Genomic DNA, 25,111 nt, shown 5'->3' on the forward strand with positions numbered 1-25,111 from the left:
ACCACTCTTGATTCCTGGCTCTTACTTCTTGACTCTTATCTATGCAACTGTTAGACGGAAAATACGTATCAGAAAAACTTAAGGTTGAAATAGCCGAAGAAGCGGCTAAAATATTACAAAGAACCGGCAGGCAACCGCATTTGGTGGCTGTATTGGTTGGTCATGATGGTGGCAGCGAAACCTATGTAGCCAGCAAAATGAAGAATTGCGAAAAGGTTGGTTTCAAATCGACCCTGGTACGTTATGAGGATAATGTGACCGAAGAGGAATTACTGAAAAAAGTAGAGGAATTGAATGCTGATGCAGATATTGATGGTATCATTGTACAGCTTCCCCTACCCAAACATATCGATCCGGAAAAAGTAACCGAACGTATTGACCACCGTAAAGATGTGGATGGTTTTCACCCGGTAAACCTGGGCCGTATGCAGCGTAATTTGCCTTCATTTATACCGGCTACCCCTTATGGCATCACCCTGATGCTTAAAGAATATGGTATCGACACCGTTGGTAAACATTGTGTGGTTGTTGGGCGCAGCAATATTGTTGGTTCTCCGATGAGCATTTTAATGGCTCGCAATACTACTCCGGGTAATTGTACGGTTACCATATGCCACAGTCGTACTCCCGATATTAAAAGCATTACTCTGCAAGCCGATATTTTGATCGTAGCTATAGGCAAAAAGAATTTCATCACTGCCGATATGGTGAAAGATGGTGTGGTTGTGGTTGATGTGGGCATGAACCGCGAAACCTCTGCCCTTACCAAATCAGGTTACAAATTGTATGGCGACGTTGATTTTGAAAACGTAGCTCCAAAATCATCATGGATAACCCCGGTACCGGGCGGTGTTGGTTTAATGACCATTATAGGCTTGCTTAAAAATACCCTGGCTTCGGCTAACAAAGAGGTTTATCAATAGGTTGATTGATTAAGTGAGGTTTTCTTTAAATCTCACTTAATCAACTTCTCTCTACTTGCCCAAAATCTTCATTTCGGCCAAATCAACTTGCAGGGCTTGTCTGCGGATGGCTTCGTCACTGAATGTTTTCTCTCTCCGGATGCGATATAGTTCTTTTCGTTGCAGCTGATAAATATCTTTCAGGGCTTTTCTGTAAACGTCCCTTTGCGTTTGGTGAGTATTTCCGTGTTCGAGTGATTCCAGGCGTGCTGTGGCATGTTCAACATTATATTGCAGTTCGTTTTTAAATGCCTGCAACAGGTGGTTGTTATCTATTTCGTCGAAATATTGCTCATTGAGCCTTTTTAGGGCCACCTCTGTTAGTCTGATCTTGATGGTCATTTCCTGCTGGTCTTCGGGTACAGCCGGGTCGATGTCTTTTATATTCATTAGTTTAACCAGTACCGGTAGGGTAAATCCCTGAAATACCAACGTCACCAATATCACCACGAAGGTGATAAAAATAATAAGGTTACGGTGCGGGAACGCCTGCCCGGTATGGGTTATCAGTGGCAGGGAAAGTGCTGCCGCCAATGAAACCACTCCGCGCATTCCCGCCCAGCCGACAATAAAAGGGTTCTTCCAGCCGGGACTGGGCTCCGTTGTGCGGATACTTTTAAAAAGCCAGCGAGGTACAAAAGTGCCCGGGTATATCCACACCAACCTGATCAGGATAACTATGGCGCTAATGATCAAACCATAGCTCCAGGCTTCTTTTAAAGAGTAGCCCTCCAGTCCTTTCATGATCACGGGCAGTTCTAAACCAATAAGCGTAAAAACAAGACCATTGAGCACAATAATTATCGTAGACCAAACATTGATGGTTTGCAAACGGCTTTGTCCATCAGTAAAAATTTCATGCGAACGGTAAGAGAGGAATAGACCGCCGCTAACTACGGCCATAACACCTGAGTAATGAAACTGCTCGGCTGCCAGATACATAAAATAAGGTGATATCAGCGTTAGCGCCGAATCAATATTTGCCGTGGTGGGTAAAAACCGGTGAATAACATACATCACATGGGCCACTGCTAAACCGATCACTATACCCATAACCGTCACCACAAAAAACTCGGTAGCGGCTTCATGCAAAGAAAATTGACCGGTAAGCACCGCAGCCAGCGCAAAACGCAGCACAATTAAACTGGAAGCATCGTTCACCAGGCTCTCACCCTCTAGAATTGTGGTTATCCTTTTAGGGATCTTAATGTTTTTTAAAACTGAAGTAGCAGCAACAGCATCCGGCGGAGATATAATGCCTCCTAATAAAAAACCCATAGGTAATGTAAACCCGGGTATTACGGCTGTTGCAAAAAAAGCGATGATGGTTGAAGTAAAAATAACCAGGCCAAATGCCAGCAGGCTTATCGGCCGCTTCCATTTCCAGAAATCGTTCCATGAGGTATACCAGGCAGCCTCATAGAGTAATGGCGGTAAAAATATCAGGAATATCAGATCGGGGTCAATGGCTATTAGCGGCATTCCTGGTATAAAACCGATAACCAGGCCGGCCAAAACTAAAAATATAGGATAGGCGATGTTCAGCTTTTTGGCCAGCATAATGAGCATGAAGGAAGCAAAAAGCAGGATCAGAAATTGCAGCAGGGAGTAATGCATGGCTAAAGATAAAAATCAATAATAGTTTATGAAAAGTTTAACCGCTTTCACTTCCGCTTAACCGTTCCCAAAAAGATTTTATGCCCACATAAATGGCATCATCCCGAATCTTAACCGGGTAAGTTTTTACAAAATCGTTCTGTCCCTCTCCTCCCTTGCCGGTTTCCAGATTGTAGGTATACCGGTGATATAGGCACACGATTTTTCCTTTTACACACAAACCTTCGCTCAAGTCTGCACCGGCATGCGGACAAATGGCAGAAAGCGCATAGATCTGTCCTTCAAAACCAACCAGGCAAATACTCTTGCCTCCAACCTTTATCTTGGAAATAAATGGTTCATGGATATTCTGGATTCCCGGTATCTTATACCACTTCATGAAGTACGTGATTTGACTTCCAAAAGTAATGATTGATCTTAAAAATCGATCTTTAAATTCATTACTGAGGGGTTCTTGATCACCTCATCCATACTGGTAACCAATGTTACGCTCCGCCTGTCGGCAGATAGCACAGCTTTGGAATTGTTTAATTTTTTAACTGGCTTGGCAAATTTCAGGATCACTTTATAGGGCATATCTATCAACATAGCTTTGGCCATCATAAAGGTTGATTGGGTTTTCTTTAAAAAGGCATTGAATTTAACCTTATCAATTATACGATAGAATCTGTGTGGGGTGATATCGTACGAATAGTAATCCTGACCGGCTACCATTTGACGGGCATCAAAACTTTTGCTGGCTTTATCGGCACTGGTGAATGCATTGATACGGCTATTAAGGGCTATTTTTGAAAGGTTTTGAAGGTAATATTGTAAATCAGCAGCATTTTTGGCCACATGCGTGATATTTACCTTCATGATGCTTTTCTTCAGGTTCATGTTAATGGAAAGATCACTGGTTTTAGCCATGTTGCTTTCCTCGATGCTCATTTTTTGCTGGGTGCTATCGGGCATCGCACTGTAAAAATTCAATGTAGTATCCTTAACCAGGCTAAACTGAGGCGTTTCCTTTACCGAATCAGACATCAGATTTACCAATACAGATACAGCTTTGCTCATATCAAAACCATAAACAACATTACAACTGCCGTCGGCTTTAAAGTCGTATTGTTCTTCAATATCTACGCATGAGCTTAAACATAAAATGGCCAGAAAAATTAGGGGTAGGTAGAATTTTTTCATCGGCTGATGGTTTTAGGTTTACAAGGCTTTCATATCAGTTAAGTTAAATCCGGGTTAATTTAACCCGGTTGTTAAAACTGAAGTAATAATAAATATTATTAACCATAATAAAAAGAACAAATCACGAAAACGTTTTACCTTGCGTTTACTATTCGCCTTTATGCTTTCAGCTTTAATAGGTAACTTTGCCAAAATTATGGCACACCAGATTCCAGACGATGGCACGCTGCTTCCTTTAATGGAGGAGTTTTATACGATACAGGGCGAAGGATACAATACAGGCAAAGCGGCTTATTTTATACGCCTCGGTGGCTGTGATGTGGGCTGTCATTGGTGTGATGTTAAGGAGAGCTGGGATGCAGAACTGCACCCGCTTACCGCCGCTGATCAAATAGTGACAAATGCATCCGTTCATCCTTCAAAGGCCGTTGTGGTTACCGGTGGCGAGCCATTAATTTACAATTTAGATTATTTGACCAGCCAGTTGCATGAAAAGGGTATTAAAACCTTTATTGAAACATCAGGCGCCTATCCCCTTTCGGGCGATTGGGACTGGATCTGCCTTTCGCCAAAAAAATTCAAAGCTCCGATGCCGCACGTGGCCGAAAATGCGCATGAATTAAAGGTGATCGTGTTTAACAAATCAGACTTTGAATGGGCCGAGTATCATGCCAAAATGGTATCGCCCGATTGTAAGTTATATCTGCAGCCCGAATGGTCAAAATCAAAAGAAATGACCCCGCTTATTGTTGATTACGTGATGAATAACCCGCAATGGGAAATATCATTGCAAACGCATAAATATTTGAATATCCCTTAATATTTGTAACTTACGATATCATTTATCGTATCAAAACAGATGAAGATTGTAATCATCCTGATTCTATCAATTTTTCTTCCTGTTATTGCTTTGGCACAGCAAAACCAATATACTACCACTAAAAAGGAGGCCATAAAGTATTTTGCTGAGGCGAATCAAAACCTCGATGATCATTTATATGATGAGGCTATTGCCAATCTTCAAAAGGCCGTTAATGAAGATCAGAAATTTGTAGAAGCTCATGCCCAGCTTGCTGATGTATTCCGATTACGCCATTTATACGGGCAAGCTATTGAATCGTATTTAAAGGTCATAGCGCTTAATCCTGATTTTAACCGCTCGGTGTATCTCAAAATTGGTGAAGCCGAAATAACAGAAGCCAAATACGCCCAGGCTCAGCAACATCTGGAAAAATATTTGACCTATCCCGACATTACCCCCGCTAATAAACTATACGCGCAAAAGCTCATCGCCGACGCTAAATTCAGCATTCAGGCCATACAGCATCCGGTAGCATATAAACCTGTGAATATGGGTTCTGAAATTAATACGGCCAATGACGAATATTTGCCGGTGGCTACAGCCGATGAAGCCTTATTGATATTTACCCGGAAGATCAATAATAATGAAGATTTTTATAAAAGTGCCAATATTAACGGTAAATGGCAAACAGCAACCTATCTGAGTGATCAGATCAACACGTCGCAATATAATGAAGGGGCTCAATCTATTTCACAGGATGGTAAGTATTTGTTTTTTACAGGCTGTAATCGCCCCGATGGTTTAGGCCGATGCGATATTTATATTGCTCAAAAAAAAGGTAACGATTGGGGCAAACCGGTTGATTTAAGTCCGCCGGTAAATACTTCCGGATGGGAATCGCAGCCATCCATCAGTGCCGATGGACGCACGCTTTATTTTGTAAGTAATCGGGCCGGGGGGTATGGTGGATATGACATATGGAAATCGACCCTGAATAATAAGGGTTGGGGCCCGGCAGAAAATCTTGGGCCTAATATTAATACGGCATACAATGAACAATCCCCTTATATTCATGCCGACGATAGTACGCTTTATTTTAGCTCCAATGGCTGGCCGGGTTTAGGCAATAAGGATCTTTTTGTAAGTCGTTTGGGTAAAGACGGGAAATGGCAAAAGCCCGAAAATTTAGGTTACCCAATCAACTCTAACGGCGACGAAAACGGATTAACCTTAACCGCCAATGGCAACATCGCTTTCTTTGCATCTGACAACCTCAACGGTTATGGTGGTTATGATATTTACACTTTTGAACTTCCCGTAAATGTAAGGCCACATGTGGTAACTTATGTAAAAGGAAATGTACACGATGCCAAAAGCAACCATCCACTGGAAGCAGCCATTGAGATCATAGATCTGCAAAGCAACCAAGCAGTTTACCAGGACTATAGCAGCGATGATGAAGGCAGCTTTTTGGCGACCCTTACTTCGGGTAAAAACTATGGTTTGAATATCTCCAAAAGTGGTTATATGTTTTACTCAGAAAACTTTTCGCTCATCGGGTATAAAGCTAAAAATCCATTCAATATTTCTGTTTCATTATCCCCTATTGATGTGGGCAGTAAAGTGATTTTGAAGAATATTTTTTTCGATACCAATAAATTCGAACTGGAATCGGAATCAAAAGCAGAGTTGATGAAACTGATTGAATTTTTAACGGTGAATCCGGCGGTACACATTGAAATATCTGGCCATACAGATGATGTTGGGCCTGACCAGATCAACCAAACCCTTTCCGAAAACCGGGCTAAATCTGTATATCAATATTTAATTACCAATAGCATTGCCGCCACACGCCTGGTTTATAAAGGCTATGGTAAAACACAACCGATAGCCCCAAATGATACCGACGAAAACAGGGCAAAAAATCGCCGCACCGAATTTAAGATCATTTCAAAATAACAAGACCTATCAATAATCTTCGTTTTTTGATTGTACATACGTTGATTCTGGTTTATCTATTTTTTTTAGTCTGATAAACCTACCATTAACGTGATCGATTTGCATCTCGTAGGTATCGGTATTGCTTTCTGAAGCCATGATAGCGAATAAAGAACCAACTGCGCCAAACATAAGCCCCACTTGCGATGGATCTCCAGGCATGGTGTTATTAATTTCGCCGGTGAAAATAAATTCGTCCTTTACCTTTTTTAACGCGCAATACGCATAACTGCCGGCAATATATGGCTGTCCCATAAAAACAAACCCATAAATTTTACGACGGCTCACGTCTTTAAGCTTTCCTTTTTCATCGGGTGCTTTTATATCGGCCAAATTGATATCATCAAAATTAAAATGCTGCACTACCACATTCTTATCAGGTACTTGCCTTTTGAATGAATTGTAGGTAAGATATAAGCCATCGGTATAGGTTGCTGTATTGTATAATTTAAGCTGCTTTTTTTCCAAGCTATCGAGTTTTTGTATAAGATCATCATAACTAAAACTTTCGGTGTTAGCTAATGGCTCGCAAACGGTACTCTGTGCAATAAAGTTGGTTAAAAGAGATGAACTTTGCTTAAGTAGTTTATCTGTAACATCCAATCCTGATCTTACCCCTATCAAGGTATCTATATCCCTGATTTTGCTGTACCTGTTGTTTTCCAGTTTGTACAAGCCGGCACGCAATATGCAATTCCCTATTATTGAACTGGCTTCCAGCACAAAAAACTGACGTAAATGCAATACCAATTTTCCAGGGCCAGTTTTTTGATCAACGTTAGCATTAAACCATTTGCTAAGCTGTACAGAGAGCGAAGTATCAGTAGTCAGCTTAGTTTTACGATCGAACGCTCCTACCCTAATCAGTCCCAGATTACTTTTATCTGTCCGGGAATCAATTACATGTAAGCTATTGTAACGGCTATCACTGATTTTAGTTTCGAAGGGTATTAATTTGAATTGTTTGTCATGCTGAGCATAGACAACCTGTTGGGTTAGTAACAACAGCAGAGCAGCGGAAAGGGAAAATCTGAACATGAAGTGTGATAAAGTAAACTGTTACGAAGATATTCTTTTTTATAAAAACACAAAAGGAGGATATTATGGTATCCTCCTTTTGATCAGAAATATGTTGGTTAAATTTAATTACCCATCTCTGAAATAAACTTGATGCGCATTAATTGCACCTCTTCGCGGGTATAATCATCGCCTCCAAGCTCGGCTAAAGCGTCATCAATAGAATCAACTTCAGCGGTACGGAAATAATCAAATACTTCTTCCTGTTTGTCCTCGTCTATTACCTCGTCAATATAGTAGTTCAGATTAAGTTTTGTGCCTGAGTTTACTATGGTTTCCACTTCTTTCAATATCTCTTCGTAAGTAAGTCCTTTAGAGGCCGCGATATCATCCAAATTTAAATGGCGATCAATATTTTGGATAATAAAAACCTTAAGCGCTGATTTATTAGCCGCGCTCTTGATCACCATATCAACCGGGCGGTCAATATCATTATCCTCCACGTATTTTTGTATCAGGTCTGTAAAAGGCTTACCAAATTTTAAAGCCTTGCCCGCTCCTACTCCAGAGATCTGCTTTAACTCCTCGGTCGTGATCGGGTAATGCGTGCACATTTCCTCTAACGATGGATCCTGGAATATTACAAACGGGGGTAAGCCCTTTTGTTTGGCCAGTTTTTTACGCAGCTCCTTAAGCATTTGCAATAATTGGGTATCCAATGCGCCACCACCTTGTTTAGGGCCGTCCGAGTCATCATCATCATCAGTAGCTTCCATTGGCTTGTTCAGGATAAAGCGGATGCTATGTGGGTTGTCAATAAAGCTATTACCTGTTTTGGTTAAGCGAAGCAAACCATACTGATCAATATCTTTAGAAAGATAGTTATTGAGCAATGCCTGCCTTAGTAACGAGTTCCACAGGTTTTCACCCTGTTCCTTGCCCGATCCATAATAATCAAGCGCGTCATGCTCATAATTTTTGATCTGGGCGTTCTCCACTCCCATCAATATACTGATGATATGCTGATCGTCAAACTTTTCACCAATATGCCTGATCAGGCTTAGGGCCTTGTGTAAATGCTCCTCGCCATCAAAGTGCTCTTTATGACCGCAGCAGTTATCGCACATGTTATTGCAGCCTGCCTCATTAAAGTTTTCACCAAAATAATGCAGCAATTGTTTACGGCGACATACAGAGGATTCGCAATAGTCAATTACTTCTTTCAATATCTGGGTACCGATCTCGCGTTCAGAAACCGGTTTATCCTTCATGAATTTCTGAAGTTTATCAATATCTTTTTCAGAATAAAAGGCAACACAAACCCCTTCACCTCCATCACGACCCGCTCTGCCGGTTTCCTGGTAATAACCTTCCATGCTCTTAGGCACATCATGGTGTATCACATACCGAACATCCGGTTTGTCAATACCCATACCGAAAGCGATGGTAGCCACAATAACCTCCACGTCCTCCATCAGGAATTTGTCCTGTGTATCGGCACGTACTTTTGGATCAAGGCCGGCATGATAGGGTAAAGCTCTAACTCCGTTGAGGTTAAGTGCTTCCGCAACCTCCTCAACCTTTTTGCGGCTAAGGCAATAAATGATGCCCGATTTACCCTGATTCTGCTTTACAAACTTTACGATCTCCTTGATCACATTGCGTTTGGCACGAACCTCATAAAACAGATTTGAACGGTTAAACGATGACTTATACACCGTGGAGTTGTTCATTTGCAGGTTTTTCTGTATATCCTGCTGAACTTTTGGCGTAGCCGTGGCTGTTAAAGCAATGATAGGTATGTTGTCGCCAATGTTGCTGATCACCTGGCGTATTTTACGATATTCAGGTCTGAAATCATGTCCCCACTCAGATATACAGTGCGCTTCGTCAACCGCTACAAATGATACATGATTAAGCTTTAAAAAATCGATATTCTCCTGTTTGGTCAGTGATTCAGGAGCAACGTATAAAAGTTTGGTTTTTCCGGCCAGGACGTCTTCCTTAACACGGCCTATATCTGATTTGGTAAGTGATGAGTTTAAAAAGTGGGCTATGCTGTCTGATCCTCCAAAGGCCCTTAACTGATCTACCTGATTTTTCATCAGGGCTATCAGTGGTGAAATTACTATTGCAGTGCCGTCGCTCATTAATGCCGGCAATTGATAACACATGGATTTGCCACCACCGGTAGGCATAATCACAAAGGTATCATTACCTGCCAGTATGTTAGTGATAATCGCTTCCTGCTCCCCTTTAAAGTTGTCGAATCCGAAAAAATTCTGGAGATTATCAAATAGCGACTTCTTAGTTTCTATCATTGTTTAACGTGATCTTGAATTGTATTTAAAAGTTTAAAGTAACAAAATTTAATGAATAAACGATGGATTTACTTTTAAATTTTATACAAATATGATTATTAAATGAAAAACAATTTGTTCATTTAGCGCATTTAAATTGGGGACAATTTAGCTATCTAATTATTTAGTTTTATTTCATACATATTTAACAGATTATTGTACACTTTTGCGCTGGCTACACCAAATAAAAACTCTTTTTACCAATGAATAAAAACAATTATGCGATCATCATGGCAGGCGGCATCGGGAGCCGGTTTTGGCCAATAAGCCGGTCATCGCATCCCAAACAATTTATAGATATCCTGGGTACAGGAAAAACCCTGATCCAAAACACGTATGAACGTTTTCTGAAAGTATGCCCCAAAGAAAACATCTACGTGGTGACCAACGAGAATTATACCAAACTGGTGAAACATCAATTACCGGACATGGCCGATGGCCAGATCCTGACCGAGCCGGTGATGCGTAATACTGCACCTTGTGTGGCCTATGGCTGCTTTAAGATCGAAAGCCTGAACCCGGAGGCGGTTATCGTGGTAGCCCCTTCAGATCAGCAGATCCTGGACGAGGATGCTTTTGTGAGTGCCATTGAAAAATCATTGCAAACCGCGGCATCAACCGACAGTTTGATCACTCTGGGTATCAAACCATCGCGTCCGGATACAGGTTATGGCTATATCCAGTATACCGATCAGGCCATCAACCAGGATTTTCATAAAGTAAAAACATTTACCGAGAAACCCACGCTGGAAATAGCCAAAACCTTTATCCAGAGCGGTGACTTTTTATGGAACGCGGGCATCTTTGTATGGTCGGCTAAGGCAATCGTAAAAGCTTTCGGTCGTCATTTGCCCGAGATGCATGAGATCTTTGCAGAAGCACGGCCGGTTTATAATACCGAAGAGGAAAAGAGTTATGTGCATAAAGCCTATCAGCAATGTATCAATATCTCGATCGATTACGGGATCATGGAAAAGGCGGACAATGTGTATGTACTGCCATCGGCTTTTGGCTGGAGCGACCTGGGCACCTGGGCTTCGATCTATGACCTGGGTGAAAAGGATTATGTAGGTAATGTAGTGATCCCCTCAGAAAAAGTGATCATGTATGATTCATCCAACTGTATGGTGAACGTACCGGGCGAGAAACTGGTGATACTGCAGGGACTGCATGACTTTATCGTGGTAGAATCCAACAACACCCTGCTGATCTGTCCGCGTGATCAGGAACAGAATGTAAAACAGGTGGTGGCTGATGTAAAAGCCAAATTTGGCACTAAGTATATTTAGGTTGGTGGTGAGTAGTTGATTAAGGAAAATATTAATCATCTGTTAAACTAAATTGAATGTGAAAGAAGAAGTCAAGGAATTCAAAATAATTCATTCTTATTTTTTGAATTCCTTGATTAGGCATTTGTTTTTCAGATTTGATTTTTTTCCAATTTAAAATATCCATATTATCAAATGGGGCCTCATATACAAATGTATTTATGCGTACATTATCCGAAGAATAAGATTTTATTGCTTCGTATTCTTTCGGTGTAAAATGATAATAAGAATATTCAATGTCGACAAGTCTATATTTGATGTTCCCATCTATAACAGTTGTCCATTTATCATCAAACCACATTTGAAGCCCAAGATTTTTTAATTCTAAAATAAACTCTTTTCCTGATAAAAGCTCTTTGTTGGTATTAGTTAGTGGGGTATGTCTATTTACCAATCCAAAATGATCAAATATATTATTTCCATTATCATACGAAAAACGGTCACTTTTTTCCATGGTATATGTTTTACCACCTTCGGCAGGAAATACTATAAATTTTTCGTGCTTAAATTTATATTTTGTTCTGAAAACTGGGATATCCAATAAGTATTCCCATCTTTTGTTCATTGCTGAATAAACCGACAAGGTCTCTATATTGCTATTTTTTGCGTATTCAATAGCTTTAGTTGTGAATCCTTGGTTGCAAATCAAAATTCCTTTATTGGCTCTAACATCTTTTATTACAGATTTAAATTCATCAATTACTTTGACATCGGCTTTTCTACTATAATCTTTTACTTGAATAATTATCAGATTTTTAACACCGGCATAAGTATAAGTTATCGAGACGTCGATTTCTCTTTTTCTGTTAGAATTGTAACCATGCAAATGATCATTCTGAACAACTTTGGCATCTGGTGACAGTCTTTTATAAATCTCAGCAACTAATGATTCATAGGCTTTTCCGTCATTCATATTTTGTGATTGATAAGATATTTTAAGAAAAATCAAGCTCAATAGGGCCAATCATATCCATGAAGGAGGCCTTTGTTTAGGTAGATAAATTTAGCAAACCTTAGGATATTAGCCCTCTCTGCCTTATCGCTTCATACAATATCACTCCGGTTGATACGGATACATTTAATGATTCGATCTCGCCAAACATAGGGATCTTGGCCAGGTGGTCTGATATACGGATGATCTCGTTGCGGATACCGTCCTCTTCTGATCCCATAATAATGGCTGTAGGTGCGGTATAGTCGGGTGCGTAGATATCTTCTTTGGTTTTTTCGGTACAACAAACCAGCTGTAAGCCCGATTCCTGTAAAAACTTTACCGTTTGCATGAAATTATCATGACGGCAAACGGGTATCTTATACAAAGCCCCTGCAGATGTTTTAATAGCATCAGGGTTTATTTGGGCCGAGCCTTTAGCTGGGATAACAATAGCGTGTACACCGGCGCATTCGGCGGTGCGGGCAATAGCACCCATATTGCGCACATCGGTAATAGAATCTAAAACAAGCACCAGTGGTACCTCTCCTTTTTCAAATACTTCAGGAATAATGTTTTCGATTTTTTGGTAAGTTATTGGCGAAATAAAGGCTACTGCGCCCTGGTGGTTTTTAGCGGTAAGGCGGTTAAGTTTTTCAACCGGTACCTGCTGCGCAGTAATGTTATATTCTGTAAGCAAAGTCTTTAGCTCGTGCGAAAGGCCGCCGGCAGCTCCTCTCTGAATGTATAATGCTTCGATTTCTTTACCCGAAGTGATCGCCTCCATGATCGCTCTGATACCAAAAACCATTTGGTTGCTTTCCCGCTGAGGTCTTGAATTAAATGCCATTTGTAATGATCTGTTTTTCTGCAAAAGTAGCTATATTAATTGATTAAGCACTTATTGAACTGATAACCCCTTTCGGTTTTTTCAAAACATGCGCCGATAATAGTTAACATTATAAAACTTTATTAACATAGGTTTAAATGTTTGTAAATCAGGGTAACTAACATTTTATTAATAAGTTATCAACATACGTGTGTTTATTAAAAAGCTTAAAATTATAACGCTGGATATGATTGTTTTAAAATCTCGATACACTATGTTGATTGAAATGTAGCTCTGCAAAAGTATTTTTTGTATATTTTTGTCGCCTTATGAATTTCGAGAACGATAACCTGCAGAATAAGCCGAACACCAATGACCGCCGGAGCCGAATCACTACCCCGACACCGTATAGCGGGCTGGGGAAACTTCCGCCCCAGGCAACCGACCTGGAAGAGGCTGTTTTAGGAGCACTGATGCTGGAAAAAGATGCCCTGTCATCGGTTATCGATATTTTAAACCCCGAAGTTTTTTACCGCGATAATCACCAGAAAATATTTTCGGCTATAAAACAGCTGTTTGAAAAATCTTCTCCGGTGGATATTCTTACCGTTACTGCCGAACTACGTAAACTGGGCGAACTGGAAATGATTGGTGGTGCTTATTATATCACCGAATTAACCAGTCGTGTAGCCTCAGCAGCAAATATTGAATTTCACGCCCGTATCATCATTCAAAAATATATCCAGCGTGAACTGATCCGTATATCAACTGATGTTATCCAAAGTGCCTATGAAGATACCTCTGATGTACTGGACCTGTTAGATAGGGCCGAAAAAAACCTTTTCGAAATTGCACAGAATAACCTGAGGCGTGATGCCCGAAAAATGGATGATCTGGTGCACGAGGCTTTGAAAGATATAGAAGCACTCAAAGACAAAAAAGATGGTTTAACCGGTGTAGCATCAGGCTTTACAGCGCTAGACCGGATGACCTCGGGCTGGCAAAAATCCGATCTTGTTATTATAGCTGCCCGTCCAGCGATGGGTAAAACAGCCTTCGTACTGAGTTGCGCCCGTAATGCCGCCGTTGATTTTGATAAACCGGTAGTGGTTTTCTCGCTCGAGATGTCCTCAGTTCAGTTAGTTAATCGTCTGATATCCGGGGAAACCGAAATTGAACAGGAAAAGATCCGTAAAGGAACTTTGGAAGAATGGGAATGGCAACAGATCCACTCCAAGATCGGTCGCCTGGAACAAGCTACGCTGATTATTGATGATACCCCGGCATTGAATATATTCGAGTTCAGGGCCAAATGCCGCCGTTTAAAATCGCAGCATGATATCCAGCTCATCATTATTGACTACTTACAGTTAATGCATGGTAAGGGCGAAGGTAAAGCAGGCGGCGGTAACCGTGAGCAGGAAATTGGTAGTATATCAAGGGCCTTAAAATCGGTAGCAAAAGAACTAAACGTACCGGTGATCGCCCTGTCGCAATTGAGTCGTGCGGTTGAAACCAGGCCGGGTAACTCCAAAAGGCCGATGCTTTCGGATTTGCGTGAATCGGGTTCTATTGAGCAGGATGCGGATATGGTACTATTCTTATACCGCCCAGAATACTATGGTTTAACAGAAGATGAAGATGGCAACCCAACCAATAATGTGGGTGAAGTAATTATAGCCAAACACCGTAACGGTGAAACCGGCACTGTACGCCTGAAATTTGTGGGTAAATACGTGAAATTTGCCAACCTGGAAGAAAGCATGGATGGCTTCCCTCCTGCTGCCGGTAGCGCATTCTCGGGTCTGGCACCATCACAGGATTTTGAAAAGCAAAGTAACTTTATTATCCGCCCATCACGGATGGATGATATTGATGACGAGCCACCATTTTAGCCCCTAACCCCCTGAAGGGGAGACTTTTTGATTTGCAAATTACAGATTTCAGATATTAAAATAACAAAGCCCGGTTCCTTTCAGAGCCGGGCTTTATTGTTATCCAAAATAAGATTTTCAAAGGTACCCCCTTCAGGGGGTTAGGGGCTAAAAAAATATTCCCAGCAACACCCCGATGATGATAATTACCGGGGTTTTTATTTTGGTGAAGTGCAGCAGTAAAAAAGTACCTGCCATTAGTCCGTAAGCTACCCAGTTACCGCCAAAGGGTCGCACCAATAAAATAAAGGCCGTGGCCATAAAACCTACTGCTACCGCGTTAATACCACTTAATGAGTTTTTGATACGGGTTATTTTTTTCAGGTCCTCCCAAAATGGCACAATGAATAATATGAGTATCAAGCCGGGTGTATTTACACCGATAACCGCTACAATACTGCCGATGATCTGTCCACCAATGCCATATCCTTTGTTACCTAAGGTGATACCTCCCAAAAATGAGGTAAAGGAGAACGTTGGCCCGGGGAGCGCTTGTTGCAGGGCATACCCAGAAAGAAACTCTGAATTGCTGAGATAATGCTTAACCTCTACAAATTCCGTATACATCAGGGGTACCATTACCTGTCCGCCACCAAATATTAGTATACCGTTACGATAAAAGTTCTCAAACAAACGGATAGGTAAACTAAATGGTGAAGTTTGATTGATGATAGCACCCAAAGCAGCAAAGAATAATAAGATACCTATAAAATAAGCTACTTTATTAGGGTTTACATTGGAGTATAGCTTAACACGCAATTCGTTTTCCTGAGGCTGTGTTTCCATAGCTGATGATATGATACCACCCAGCAAAACTAATAATGGAAATGCATAAGCATTTTGCAGAATAAGTGTGGCAATGAAAGATGCGATGGCCAGCATGGTACTTACCCGCGTTTTCAGGAACCGGTTCGCAAAACTGTAGGTGGCATAAGCCACAATACCTACAGCCATAGGTTGTATATATGTAATGATGTGGGCAAACTTGGCACGATTGGCGAACATTTTATAGCTGATAGCCGCCATAGCCATGATGGCTGCCGAAGGCAATATCCATATCAGGAACGTGATGAGTGCCAGCCTTAGCCCTCCAACCTTCCAGGCAATACCCACTAGGGTTTGGGTTGAGGATGGCCCGGGCAACACTTGCGACAGCGCATTAAGCTCCATCAGTTCGTCCTCGGTAATATAATGCCGCTTTTCAACAAACTCGCGCAGTAGCACTGCTATATGCGCTTGCGGGCCGCCAAAAGCCGTAAACGTATAGATCAATACATCGCGAAGAAATAGAAGGTGCCGTTTTTTCATTAATTAGTTCATAGTTGATGGTTCATTGTTCATAGCGATAAGTAAATGATATAATGCTAAAACCATGAACTATCAACTATGATCTATGAACTATTTAATAGTCATCATCGTCTTCTTCTATGCCTTTGGCCTGCCGGTAAACGGCTTGCAATTCCGAAAACGCGTGGTTATCGCGCTTCTGTTTGGCTATGGTCATTCCGCTTTCGTAGGTGGTTATGGCATCCGGTTTACGGTTCAATGCCTCATATAATTTACCTAAATGATAATAAGTGCCCACATAACCAGGATGATTTGTCACCAGGTCTTCATAATAAGTTAATGCCTTATCTGCCTGATTCAGACGTAGATATTCGGTAGCGAGGGCGTATTTTAAAAATTCGTCCTCTGGTTCATTCTTTATAAATTCTAATAGCTTATCCAATCTGCTCAACTCCATTTTAAACTCTATCTTTTTTAATTAAATTTGCAAAAACCTATTGATATGAAGATCTTGGTATGTGTAAGTAATGTTCCTGATACCACCACAAAAATAACCTTTACTGATAATAACACCCAATTTAATACAAATGGTGTTCAATTTATACTAAACCCTTATGATGAGATAGCGCTTTCACGTGCTATTGAGTTAACCGATGGCGGTAAAGGGTCTGTAACGGTTATCAATGTTGGTGAAGTAAATACAGAGGCTACAATCCGCAAAGCGCTGGCCATTGGCGCTACAGACGCGGTGCGTGTAAACGCCAAACCTCACGATGCCTGGTATGTGGCTTACCAGATAGCGGAGTATGTGAAAGCCAATCCATTCGACCTTATTTTAACCGGCCGCGAATCTATTGACTACAATGGATCAAAAGTAGCAGGTATGCTGGGCGAACTACTCGATCTACCCTCAGTATCCATTATTAAAAAGCTCGATGCTGCCGATAAAGAGGCTACCGTGGAGCGCGAGATTGAAGGCGGCAAAGAGATCCTGACCATTCCCTACCCTTTTGTGGCTGGTACTGCAGAAGGTGTGGCTGAGCCCAAAATACCTAATATGCGCGGTATTATGTCGGCCCGTACCAAACCATTGGCTGTTATTGAACCGGTTGAAGTAAAAACATATTCGGAAGTGCTTAGCTATGAAACTCCTGCCCCTCGCGGACAAGTGAAGCTGGTATCTGCTGATGAAACCGCCAAACTGGTGGAGCTTTTGCACACCGAAGCGCGTGTTATTTAATTAATTCAAAAAGAGAATCGAGAGGCGAGAATCAAGAATTAAGACCGGAAAAATGCAAAAGATGAGAAAGTTTAAAAATATAGTTAAACATAAACAGGTTTTTTTTCTTGATTCCTGGTTCTTGACTCCTGATTCTGATAACTCATAACCTATTTCAATATATGTCAGTTTTAATATATGCGGAAAATGCCGGCGGTAAATTCAAAAAGTCAATTTTTGAAGCGGTTACCTATGCCCGTGCCATTGCCGATCAAAATAACACCAACCTGGTTGCCATTTCCATCGGTGATGTATCTGCCGCTGAATTGGCCGCCCTGGGTAAATACGGCGCCGAAAAAGTGCTGAACGTATCTGGCGATAAACTCAAGAACTTTGTGAACCAGGCTTATGCCTCTATCATTGCCGAAGCCGCGAAAAAACAAGGTGCCGATATTGTGGTATTATCCAATACCTTTTCTGGTCGTGGTTTAGCGCCAAGATTGGGCGTAAAATTGCAGGCAGGCGTTGCAGATGGTGCAGTAGCACTGCCGGAGCAAAACGGCGGCAAATTCACCATCAAAAAAACGGCATTCTCAGGTAAGGCATTCGCCATTGTGGAGTTAACATCTGCCAACAAGGTTATCGCCCTGGTGCCCAACTCTTATAAAGTGGTGGAGACCGGAGGCACTGCCCAGGTAGAAGATTTTGCTGCTGAAACCAAAGATTCAGACTTTAAAGCGATGATCAAAGAGATCGTTCGTTCTACCGATAAAATATCCCTGCCCGATGCGGAAATTGTTGTTTCTGCCGGTCGTGGCCTCAAAAGTCCCGAAAATTGGGGCATGGTAGAAGAACTTGCTGAGTTGCTTGGAGCGGCCACAGCGTGCTCAAAACCAGTATCAGACGCCGGTTGGCGCCCGCATAGCGAACACGTTGGTCAGACAGGTATAGCTGTCAGTCCAAATTTGTATATTGCGATAGGAATTTCAGGTGCAATACAACACCTGGCAGGCATCAGTTCTTCAAAAGTTATTGTGGTCATCAACAAAGATCCGGAGGCTCCCTTTTTCAAAGTGGCAGACTACGGTATCGTTGGCGACGCGTTTGAAGTTGTGCCGCAATTAATAGCAGCCGTTAAGGAATATAAAGCTTCAGCATAAATTATAAGGTGCGATGGGTAATAACATGAAAAAAATTAAGCTGGATATTGTAGGGTTATCATATAGTCAGACACAATCGGGCGCTTATGCTTTAGTTTTAGGCGAGGTAAGCGGCCGACGACGGCTCCCTATCATTATCGGCAGTTTTGAAGCGCAGGCTATAGCTATCGAGATAGAGAAAATGACCCCAAGCCGCCCGCTTACGCATGATCTGTTTAAGAGCTTTGCTCAAGCATATCAGATCGAAGTGCAGGAGATCATCATTTATAACCTGGTCGACGGTATATTCTACTCCAAACTCATCTGCAATGATGGTAAACGTACTGTCGAGATCGATGCCCGCACATCTGACGCCATAGCGGTAGCTGTACGGTTTGATTGCCCTATTTTTACCTATGAGTTTATCCTATCCACCGCTGGTATCGTAATTGAAGGCAACGATTTTGTTTATCTCGAAAATATCAATGAAACCCAGGAAGAAAAATCCGTAGGTACAGCGGTAGGCAGCGGATTTGCATCATTAAGTATCGACGAGCTTAAAACCAAGCTACAGGAAGCGCTTGCGGAAGAATCATACGAAAAGGCTGCGAAAATCCGCGATGAATTAAACAAGCGTAAGGCATCTTAAGCATAAACACATAAATGCGATGTCAAAACTTATCTGGCAATCGTTTTGTTTTGAAAATCAATTATTAGACAAATGTAATTTTAGAAAAACCACGTTTTATAGTTTTTTGATTTACATTAATTTCACTACTTTCCGTTTTTTATTTAACACTGATTTTATTATTTAAACCAGGCACCGTATGAGTATTAAGTTTCGCTTAATAGTGATGAATTTTATGCAGTATTTTATATGGGGTTCATGGCTGCTTACTATCGGGGTATACTGGTTTCAAAACAAACACTGGTCTGGCGAACACTTCGGTGCCATTTTTTCAACCATGGGTATCTCGGCTATTTTTATGCCGGCCCTCACCGGTATTATTGCCGACCGCTTTGTAAATGCCGAAAAACTATACGGACTGATGCATATTTTAGGAGCCGTCACTTTATTCTGCCTCCCGCTTGTAAATAATCCATTCACTTTTTTCTGGGTAATGCTGCTTAATATGGTCTTTTATATGCCAACCTTATCATTATCCATAACTGTGGCTTTTTCAGCATTAAAAAACAGCGATACGGATATCGTAAAAGACTATCCCCCTATCCGTATCTGGGGTACCATCGGTTTTATTGCTGCACTTTGGACAGTGAGCCTCACCCATAACGAAGTCTCGGCCAATCAATTTTATATTGCTTCGGCCATGGCGCTTACCTTAGGTATATATTCATTTACGTTACCCAAGGCCCCTCCGCTTTTAGGCAAGGTTGCTAATAAATCGTTCGTGGAATCATTGGGTTTAAAAGCCTTCACTTTATTCAAAGTACCAAAGTTTACTATCTTTTTTGCTTTTTCCCTGCTATTAGGTGCGGCCTTACAGCTTACTAATGCCTACGGCGATACTTACATTCATGACTTTGCTGCCGTGCCGGCTTATAAAGACACCATCGCGGTAAAGTATCCGGCCATTATCATGTCGATCTCCCAGATCTCCGAAACATTGTTTATCCTGGCTATCCCATTCTTTCTGCGCAAATTCGGTATCAAGTATGTCATGTTATTCAGTATGCTGGCCTGGGTATTAAGATTTGGTCTTTTTGCCTTTGGTGATCCCGCCAATGGCTTATGGATGATCATCGGATCATGTATCGTTTACGGTATGGCCTTTGACTTCTTTAATATTTCAGGTTCCTTATTTGTCGAAACGCAGGCAGCTCCTGAAATACGAGCCAGCGCCCAGGGACTTTTTATGATGATGGTGAACGGTTTTGGCGCCTTTTTTGGGAGTATCGGAAGCGGATATATTATTGATAAATTTTTCACCCATGCCGATCATAGTAAAGATTGGCACGGCATCTGGCTCACCTTTGCTGCTTACGCCTTAGTTATAGCGGTTATCTTCCCATTCATATTCCGGTATAAACATAACGCGGCATTGAAACATGCCATTGCACACGCGTAAAACGATATTGTAATAAAACAGAAAAGCCGGCTTAAAACCGGCTTTTCTGTTTTATGCAAAGTACTATTTCTTCCCTATCGCGTATTGTATCCCGCCCAGCAAATGTTTCAGATATAAGGGATCAGCATATGATTCATCGGTATGCCCCAATTCGGTATAAAAGGCACGGCCACCATCAAAGCTGTGATACCAGGCCATGGGATGGTTGTCGCCATTTTCGCCGCCGGTATAGCTTTTCTCATCTATTTTGATCAGTACGTGCAGATCGTCAGCTATCCATTTATAGTTATACCATTCGTCCCAGCGTTTCCAGGTTTCGGGCAGATGTTTGGTCGCTATAAAACTACGGTCAACCACATTCAATGTAGCTTCCTGCTGTTTGGGATGACTTTTAAAATAAGCACCTACCAGTTTACCATACCAAGGCCAGTCGTATTCCGTATCCGTAGCCGCATGTACGCCTACAAAACCACCGCCTGCTTTAATATATTGCTCAAAGGCCGTTTGTTGGGTATCATCCAGCACATTCCCGGTAGTGCTTAAAAATATAACAGCGGCGTATTGCTTTAAATTAGCAGCGGTAAACTTTTTGGCATCAGTGGTACTGTCCACATCAAAATTATTCTCCTGCCCCAGTTTTATAATGGCGGGCACACCAACAGCTATCGAGTTATGATGAAAGCCCGCGGTTTTGCAGAAGATGAGCACTTTGGTTTTGGCCCAACCTTGTGCAAGCGCTGAGCCAATTAATAGGGCAATAATGATTAATTTTTTCATAGTTGATTATGTTTATATAGTAAATGTCATGCTGAACTTGTTTCAGCATCCCACAAACAAGTAGGATTTGCTCTGCTTATGGGATCCCGAAATAAATTCGGGATGACGAGTGGTGTTTGATTTGTTTTTATCCTTGTTCTTTGCTCCTTTTATCTATAAATTCTCCCTTAAATATTCCCCTTTTTCAGTTCGCCAACAGCAAAATCAGCTGCACGGGCTGTTAGCGCCATATAGGTTAATGATGGGTTTTGGCAGGCAGATGATGTCATAGCAGCACCGTCGGTACAGAACACATTTTTAGCATCCCAAACCTGGTTATGTGCATTTAAAACAGAGGTTTTAGGATCAAGCCCCATGCGGGCGGTACCCATTTCGTGGATCCCATCGCCTATGTTATGGCCCCTGTCATGCGTTTTTACATTTTTAACACCGGCGCTTTCCAGCATCTCTTTGGCTTCCTTTACAATGTCAACCCGCATTTTATGCTCGTTATCTCTTATAATGGCATCCATAGCTAAAATAGGCAGCCCCCATTTGTCCTTCCGGGTTTTATCCAGGGTGATCTTGTTATCATGATAAGGCAGTAATTCACCAAAACCACCAATGCCTATCTGCCAGTCTCCGGGTTCAGTTATTGCGTCTTTATATTTTGCGCCGATGTTTAGCTCCGCTATTTCCTGGCTCCAGCCCGAACGACTTGCTGCCCCCTGGTAGCCAAAGCCTCGTAGGTAGTCGCGCTTGTCTCCAAATAAATTGGCAAACCTTACCACGTAAATGCCATTGGCACGGCGACCGTAGTAATATTTATCTTCAAAACCTTCCACATGGCCAGATGCGCCCAGGTTATAATGATGATCCATAATATTATGCCCCAATTCGCCGCTGCTACTGCCCAGTCCATCGTGCCAAACATCTGTGGCCGAATTCATCAGTACCCAGGCACTGTTTAAAGCCGAGGCGTTCAGGAATACGATCTTGGCGTAATACTCATAGGTTTGGTTGGTTTCTGCATCAAGCACCTCAACACCGGTGGCCTTTTGGGTATCCTTATCGTACAATATTTTAGTTACTATGGAGTATGGTCTAACGGTTAAATTACCGGTGGCCAAAGCGGCAGGTAAGGTTGAGGATTGTGTACTAAAATATCCACCAAAAGGACATCCTTCCCAACAACGGTTCCGGAACTGACATTTGGTACGACCAGGTATAGCCGCTGTAAGATTAGCAACACGACCGATGATCATGTGCCTGTTACCATTATAATTCTTTTTAAGGCGAGCGGCTACGTCCTTTTCTACCCAGTTCATATCCATTGGCGGCAGATAATGTCCATCGGGTAATTGCTCCAAACCTTCTAATGAACCACTTATACCGGCAAATTTCTCTACATGATCATACCAGGGTGCCAGGTCTTTATAACGGATAGGCCAGTCAATTGCCCAGCCATCTTTGGCATTAGCTTCAAAATCATGATCACTCCAGCGGTAACTTTGCCTGCCCCATAAAATAGAGCGTCCTCCCAACTGGTATGACCGCCACCAGTTAAATGGTTTTACTTCAGTGTAAGGTGCATCCTGCTCATTGGCCCAATAATCCATGATGGGTTCATAAGCACCCCATCCGCGCGATATCACTGGTCTAACTTTACGTTGGGCCTGGGTGGGACTGCCACGATGTGGCATATCCCAGGGATCGTTGCTGGCGCTTTTATAATCCTTGATATGTTCAAAATTGCGACCGCGTTCCAGCATAATGGTTTTCAGGCCTTTTTCGGTTAATTCCTTAGCTGCCCAGCCGCCGCTTATACCCGAGCCAACAACTATAGCATCGTAGGTATGGTCGGCTTTAGCCTTGCCGCTTACATTGTTTAATGGCATGATTTCAGTAATATTAAAGGTTTGTTTTGCAATTGGATAAACAATAATATCAATTAAAATTTAACAAAGCAATGAAGTAGGCAATAAAAAACAATCGATTGTAATTATGTGGTTACAATGGCATTTAAATAAATGCTCAGCTATTATCATACAGATCACATATATTTTATATTCCGACGGGTTCAATCTATAAAACAGCGGCGGTTTTATTATTTTTACCATTCTTTACTCCCTGCCAATGCTTACTATAAGTGAACTATATATTTATCCCATCAAATCATTAGGAGGCATATCCTTATCTTCTGCCGAGGTTACCGATCGTGGTTTAAAATATGACAGGCGCTGGATGCTGGTTGATGAACAAAACCGTTTCCTTACCCAACGGGAATATCCGCAAATGGCTTTATTAAAGGTACAGGTTGAAAGTAATAATCTATTGGTTACTCATCATTTGAACGGATCGGTTGTAATACCATTTGAACAGTACGATCCGGGTAAGCAGGAAGTAGTTATCTGGGACGATACTTGTGCCGGTGTATTTGTTAACCGCGAACTCGATAATTGGTTTAGCGCGGCCCTTGGGATAAAATGCCGGTTGGTTCATATGCCCGATGAGACCCGCCGTGAGGTAGACCAGCGGTATGCCCGCGAAGGCATGATCACTTCTTTTGCTGACGCATACCCTTTTTTAATGATCGGTCAGGCTTCGCTTAATGACCTGAACAGCCGCCTCGCTGAACCTTTGCCGATGAACAGGTTCAGACCAAATATTGTTTTTACCGGTGGTGATGCTTTTGATGAGGACCTGATGAACCATATACAAATAGCCGGCATTGATTTCTATGGGGCAAAACTTTGCGCACGCTGCGTACTCACCACCATCGATCAGCAAACCGCGGTAAAAGCCAAAGAACCTTTAAAAACACTGGCCAAATACCGTTTGATGAACAATAAGATATTGTTTGGGCAAAATTTAGTTCATGAGGGTACAGGTATCATTACTGTTGGCGATACTTTAAACGTACTAAGTACCCATACCGAAGAGCGATTTATAGTACCTCAGAAATGAAAAGGCATATTGCACATATTGCTTTAATAGTGGCTGATTATGATGACGCCATCGCTTTTTATACCCAAAAGCTTGGTTTTATACTCATTGAAGATACTGTGTTAAGCGAAACTAAAAGATGGGTGCTAATAGCCCCCGCTAAAAATGCACAGTGTACTATTTTGCTGGCAAAGGCTGCCAATGATGAACAAAAGCAAGCCATTGGTAATCAATCTGGCAAACGGGTATTCCTATTTTTATATACTGACGATTTCTGGCGGGATCATGAGGCGATGATAGCCAAGGGAGTCAACTTTGTACGGCCCCCGGTTAAAGAAGAATATGGTACGGTTGCCGTTTTTGAGGATCTTTATGGTAATTTGTGGGATCTGATACAATCATCTGAACAAAAAACAACATGAAACCAACCATCACCATTGAATATTGCCCCAAATGTAATTGGATGATGCGCGCCGCTTATATGGCCCAGGAACTGCTCACTACTTTTACCGATGATGTTTATGGCGTAACCCTGTGCCCAAGCGAAACAAGCGGTAAGTACACTATTAGTGTTAATGACACAGTATTGTTCGACAGAAAAGATCAGGGGCGCTTCCCGGAGATCAAGGAATTAAAGCAACTGGTACGCGATAAAGTGAACCCGGATAAAAGTTTGGGGCACTCAGATAAAAGATAAATATGATAGTGTACTTGTAT

At 41.8% G+C, this 25,111-nt stretch carries 23 protein-coding genes; 12 read left to right on the forward strand and 11 right to left on the reverse strand.

The genetic code is table 11. The annotated features are described in order from the left end of the window. Positions 1–41: 41 nt before the first annotated feature. Entirely contained in the window at positions 42–923 is an 882-nt protein-coding gene (locus AC57BQ_RS08270) for a bifunctional 5,10-methylenetetrahydrofolate dehydrogenase/5,10-methenyltetrahydrofolate cyclohydrolase (RefSeq protein WP_496405818.1), read from the forward strand. Positions 924–974: 51 nt separating this feature from the next. Here AC57BQ_RS08270 and AC57BQ_RS08275 read toward each other — a convergent pair whose 3' ends face one another. The 3 genes from AC57BQ_RS08275 to AC57BQ_RS08285 are packed head-to-tail and all read right to left on the reverse strand — an operon-like array spanning position 975 to position 3,761. Next, positions 975–2,579: a Na+/H+ antiporter gene (locus AC57BQ_RS08275; protein WP_496405819.1), complete on the reverse strand. Its 1,605-nt coding sequence runs from the start codon at positions 2,577–2,579 to the stop codon at positions 975–977. 37 nt (positions 2,580–2,616) lie between these two features. Then, positions 2,617–2,958 carry a Rieske (2Fe-2S) protein gene (locus AC57BQ_RS08280; RefSeq protein WP_496405820.1) on the reverse strand — a complete coding sequence of 114 codons (342 nt, stop codon included), beginning with the start codon at positions 2,956–2,958 and terminating at the stop codon, positions 2,617–2,619. Between the two features lie 38 nt (positions 2,959–2,996). Beyond that, positions 2,997–3,761: a hypothetical protein gene (locus AC57BQ_RS08285; RefSeq protein WP_496405821.1), complete on the reverse strand. Its 765-nt coding sequence runs from the start codon at positions 3,759–3,761 to the stop codon at positions 2,997–2,999. 196 nt (positions 3,762–3,957) lie between these two features. Between AC57BQ_RS08285 and AC57BQ_RS08290 the strand changes: the two genes are divergently transcribed. Together AC57BQ_RS08290 and AC57BQ_RS08295 are read left to right on the forward strand one after the other, a co-directional pair. Continuing rightward, entirely contained in the window at positions 3,958–4,581 is a 624-nt protein-coding gene (locus AC57BQ_RS08290; RefSeq protein ID WP_496409462.1) for a 7-carboxy-7-deazaguanine synthase QueE, read from the forward strand. A 39-nt stretch (positions 4,582–4,620) separates the two neighbouring features. Continuing rightward, positions 4,621–6,522, forward strand: a complete 1,902-nt coding sequence (locus tag AC57BQ_RS08295; protein WP_496405822.1) for an OmpA family protein — start codon at positions 4,621–4,623, stop codon at positions 6,520–6,522. A 9-nt stretch (positions 6,523–6,531) separates the two neighbouring features. On the opposite strand, the gene AC57BQ_RS08300 is transcribed toward AC57BQ_RS08295, so the two are convergent. After that, positions 6,532–7,599 (reverse strand): hypothetical protein, encoded by a 1,068-nt coding sequence (locus AC57BQ_RS08300; RefSeq protein WP_496405823.1) that lies wholly within the window; start codon positions 7,597–7,599, stop codon positions 6,532–6,534. A gap of 104 nt (positions 7,600–7,703) precedes the next feature. Further along, a complete protein-coding gene (gene recQ / locus AC57BQ_RS08305; protein WP_496409463.1) occupies positions 7,704–9,896 on the reverse strand; it encodes a DNA helicase RecQ in 2,193 nt (730 codons plus the stop codon). 245 nt (positions 9,897–10,141) lie between these two features. On the opposite strand from recQ, the gene AC57BQ_RS08310 reads away from it, so the two are divergent. Further along, positions 10,142–11,227, forward strand: coding sequence for a mannose-1-phosphate guanylyltransferase (locus AC57BQ_RS08310; protein ID WP_496405824.1), 1,086 nt, complete (start codon positions 10,142–10,144; stop codon positions 11,225–11,227). Positions 11,228–11,258: 31 nt separating this feature from the next. Here the strand turns inward: AC57BQ_RS08310 and AC57BQ_RS08315 are convergent, their stop codons facing one another. Continuing rightward, positions 11,259–12,179, reverse strand: coding sequence for a restriction endonuclease (locus AC57BQ_RS08315; RefSeq protein WP_496405825.1), 921 nt, complete (start codon positions 12,177–12,179; stop codon positions 11,259–11,261). Between the two features lie 100 nt (positions 12,180–12,279). Then, on the reverse strand, positions 12,280–13,047 hold the full coding sequence (gene rlmB / locus AC57BQ_RS08320; RefSeq protein ID WP_496405826.1) for a 23S rRNA (guanosine(2251)-2'-O)-methyltransferase RlmB: 768 nt from the start codon (positions 13,045–13,047) through the stop codon (positions 12,280–12,282). Positions 13,048–13,355: 308 nt separating this feature from the next. On the opposite strand from rlmB, the gene dnaB reads away from it, so the two are divergent. Beyond that, complete coding sequence (dnaB, locus tag AC57BQ_RS08325; RefSeq protein ID WP_496405827.1) at positions 13,356–14,921, forward strand: replicative DNA helicase; 1,566 nt, start codon at positions 13,356–13,358, stop codon at positions 14,919–14,921. A 147-nt stretch (positions 14,922–15,068) separates the two neighbouring features. On the opposite strand, the gene chrA is transcribed toward dnaB, so the two are convergent. Both chrA and AC57BQ_RS08335 read right to left on the reverse strand, forming a co-directional pair. Continuing rightward, positions 15,069–16,268, reverse strand: coding sequence for a chromate efflux transporter (chrA, locus tag AC57BQ_RS08330; RefSeq protein WP_496405828.1), 1,200 nt, complete (start codon positions 16,266–16,268; stop codon positions 15,069–15,071). Positions 16,269–16,362: 94 nt separating this feature from the next. Further along, positions 16,363–16,689 carry a tetratricopeptide repeat protein gene (locus AC57BQ_RS08335; protein WP_317617949.1) on the reverse strand — a complete coding sequence of 109 codons (327 nt, stop codon included), beginning with the start codon at positions 16,687–16,689 and terminating at the stop codon, positions 16,363–16,365. Positions 16,690–16,749: 60 nt separating this feature from the next. Here AC57BQ_RS08335 and AC57BQ_RS08340 point away from each other — a divergent pair, with 60 nt between their 5' ends. The 4 genes from AC57BQ_RS08340 to AC57BQ_RS08355 all read left to right on the forward strand — a co-directional run bounded on the left by AC57BQ_RS08340 (position 16,750) and on the right by AC57BQ_RS08355 (position 20,692). Further along, complete coding sequence (locus AC57BQ_RS08340; protein ID WP_496405829.1) at positions 16,750–17,487, forward strand: electron transfer flavoprotein subunit beta/FixA family protein; 738 nt, start codon at positions 16,750–16,752, stop codon at positions 17,485–17,487. Between the two features lie 161 nt (positions 17,488–17,648). Beyond that, the gene (locus tag AC57BQ_RS08345; RefSeq protein WP_496405830.1) at positions 17,649–18,626 is read left to right on the forward strand and encodes an electron transfer flavoprotein subunit alpha/FixB family protein; all 978 of its coding nucleotides are present in this window, start codon (positions 17,649–17,651) and stop codon (positions 18,624–18,626) included. A gap of 25 nt (positions 18,627–18,651) precedes the next feature. After that, on the forward strand, positions 18,652–19,254 hold the full coding sequence (locus AC57BQ_RS08350) for a bifunctional nuclease family protein (protein WP_496405831.1): 603 nt from the start codon (positions 18,652–18,654) through the stop codon (positions 19,252–19,254). Positions 19,255–19,432: 178 nt separating this feature from the next. Further along, positions 19,433–20,692, forward strand: a complete 1,260-nt coding sequence (locus AC57BQ_RS08355) for a nucleoside permease (RefSeq protein ID WP_496405832.1) — start codon at positions 19,433–19,435, stop codon at positions 20,690–20,692. Between the two features lie 63 nt (positions 20,693–20,755). On the opposite strand, the gene AC57BQ_RS08360 is transcribed toward AC57BQ_RS08355, so the two are convergent. Beyond that, entirely contained in the window at positions 20,756–21,469 is a 714-nt protein-coding gene (locus tag AC57BQ_RS08360; protein WP_496405833.1) for a ThuA domain-containing protein, read from the reverse strand. A 167-nt stretch (positions 21,470–21,636) separates the two neighbouring features. Further along, positions 21,637–23,346: a GMC oxidoreductase gene (locus AC57BQ_RS08365; protein WP_496405834.1), complete on the reverse strand. Its 1,710-nt coding sequence runs from the start codon at positions 23,344–23,346 to the stop codon at positions 21,637–21,639. 238 nt (positions 23,347–23,584) lie between these two features. On the opposite strand from AC57BQ_RS08365, the gene AC57BQ_RS08370 reads away from it, so the two are divergent. From AC57BQ_RS08370 to AC57BQ_RS08380, 3 genes are read left to right on the forward strand one after another with little or no spacing between them, the layout of a single operon-like run. Next, the gene (locus AC57BQ_RS08370; RefSeq protein WP_496405835.1) at positions 23,585–24,415 is read left to right on the forward strand and encodes an MOSC domain-containing protein; all 831 of its coding nucleotides are present in this window, start codon (positions 23,585–23,587) and stop codon (positions 24,413–24,415) included. Then, entirely contained in the window at positions 24,412–24,816 is a 405-nt protein-coding gene (locus tag AC57BQ_RS08375) for a VOC family protein (protein WP_496405836.1), read from the forward strand. The genes AC57BQ_RS08370 and AC57BQ_RS08375 overlap by 4 nt, the downstream gene beginning before the upstream one ends. Continuing rightward, positions 24,813–25,091: an Rdx family protein gene (locus AC57BQ_RS08380; RefSeq protein WP_496405837.1), complete on the forward strand. Its 279-nt coding sequence runs from the start codon at positions 24,813–24,815 to the stop codon at positions 25,089–25,091. The genes AC57BQ_RS08375 and AC57BQ_RS08380 overlap by 4 nt, the downstream gene beginning before the upstream one ends. Positions 25,092–25,111: the final 20 nt, after the last annotated feature.

The organism is Mucilaginibacter sp. BGA-UO-ETr-C110, assembly GCF_059567985.1.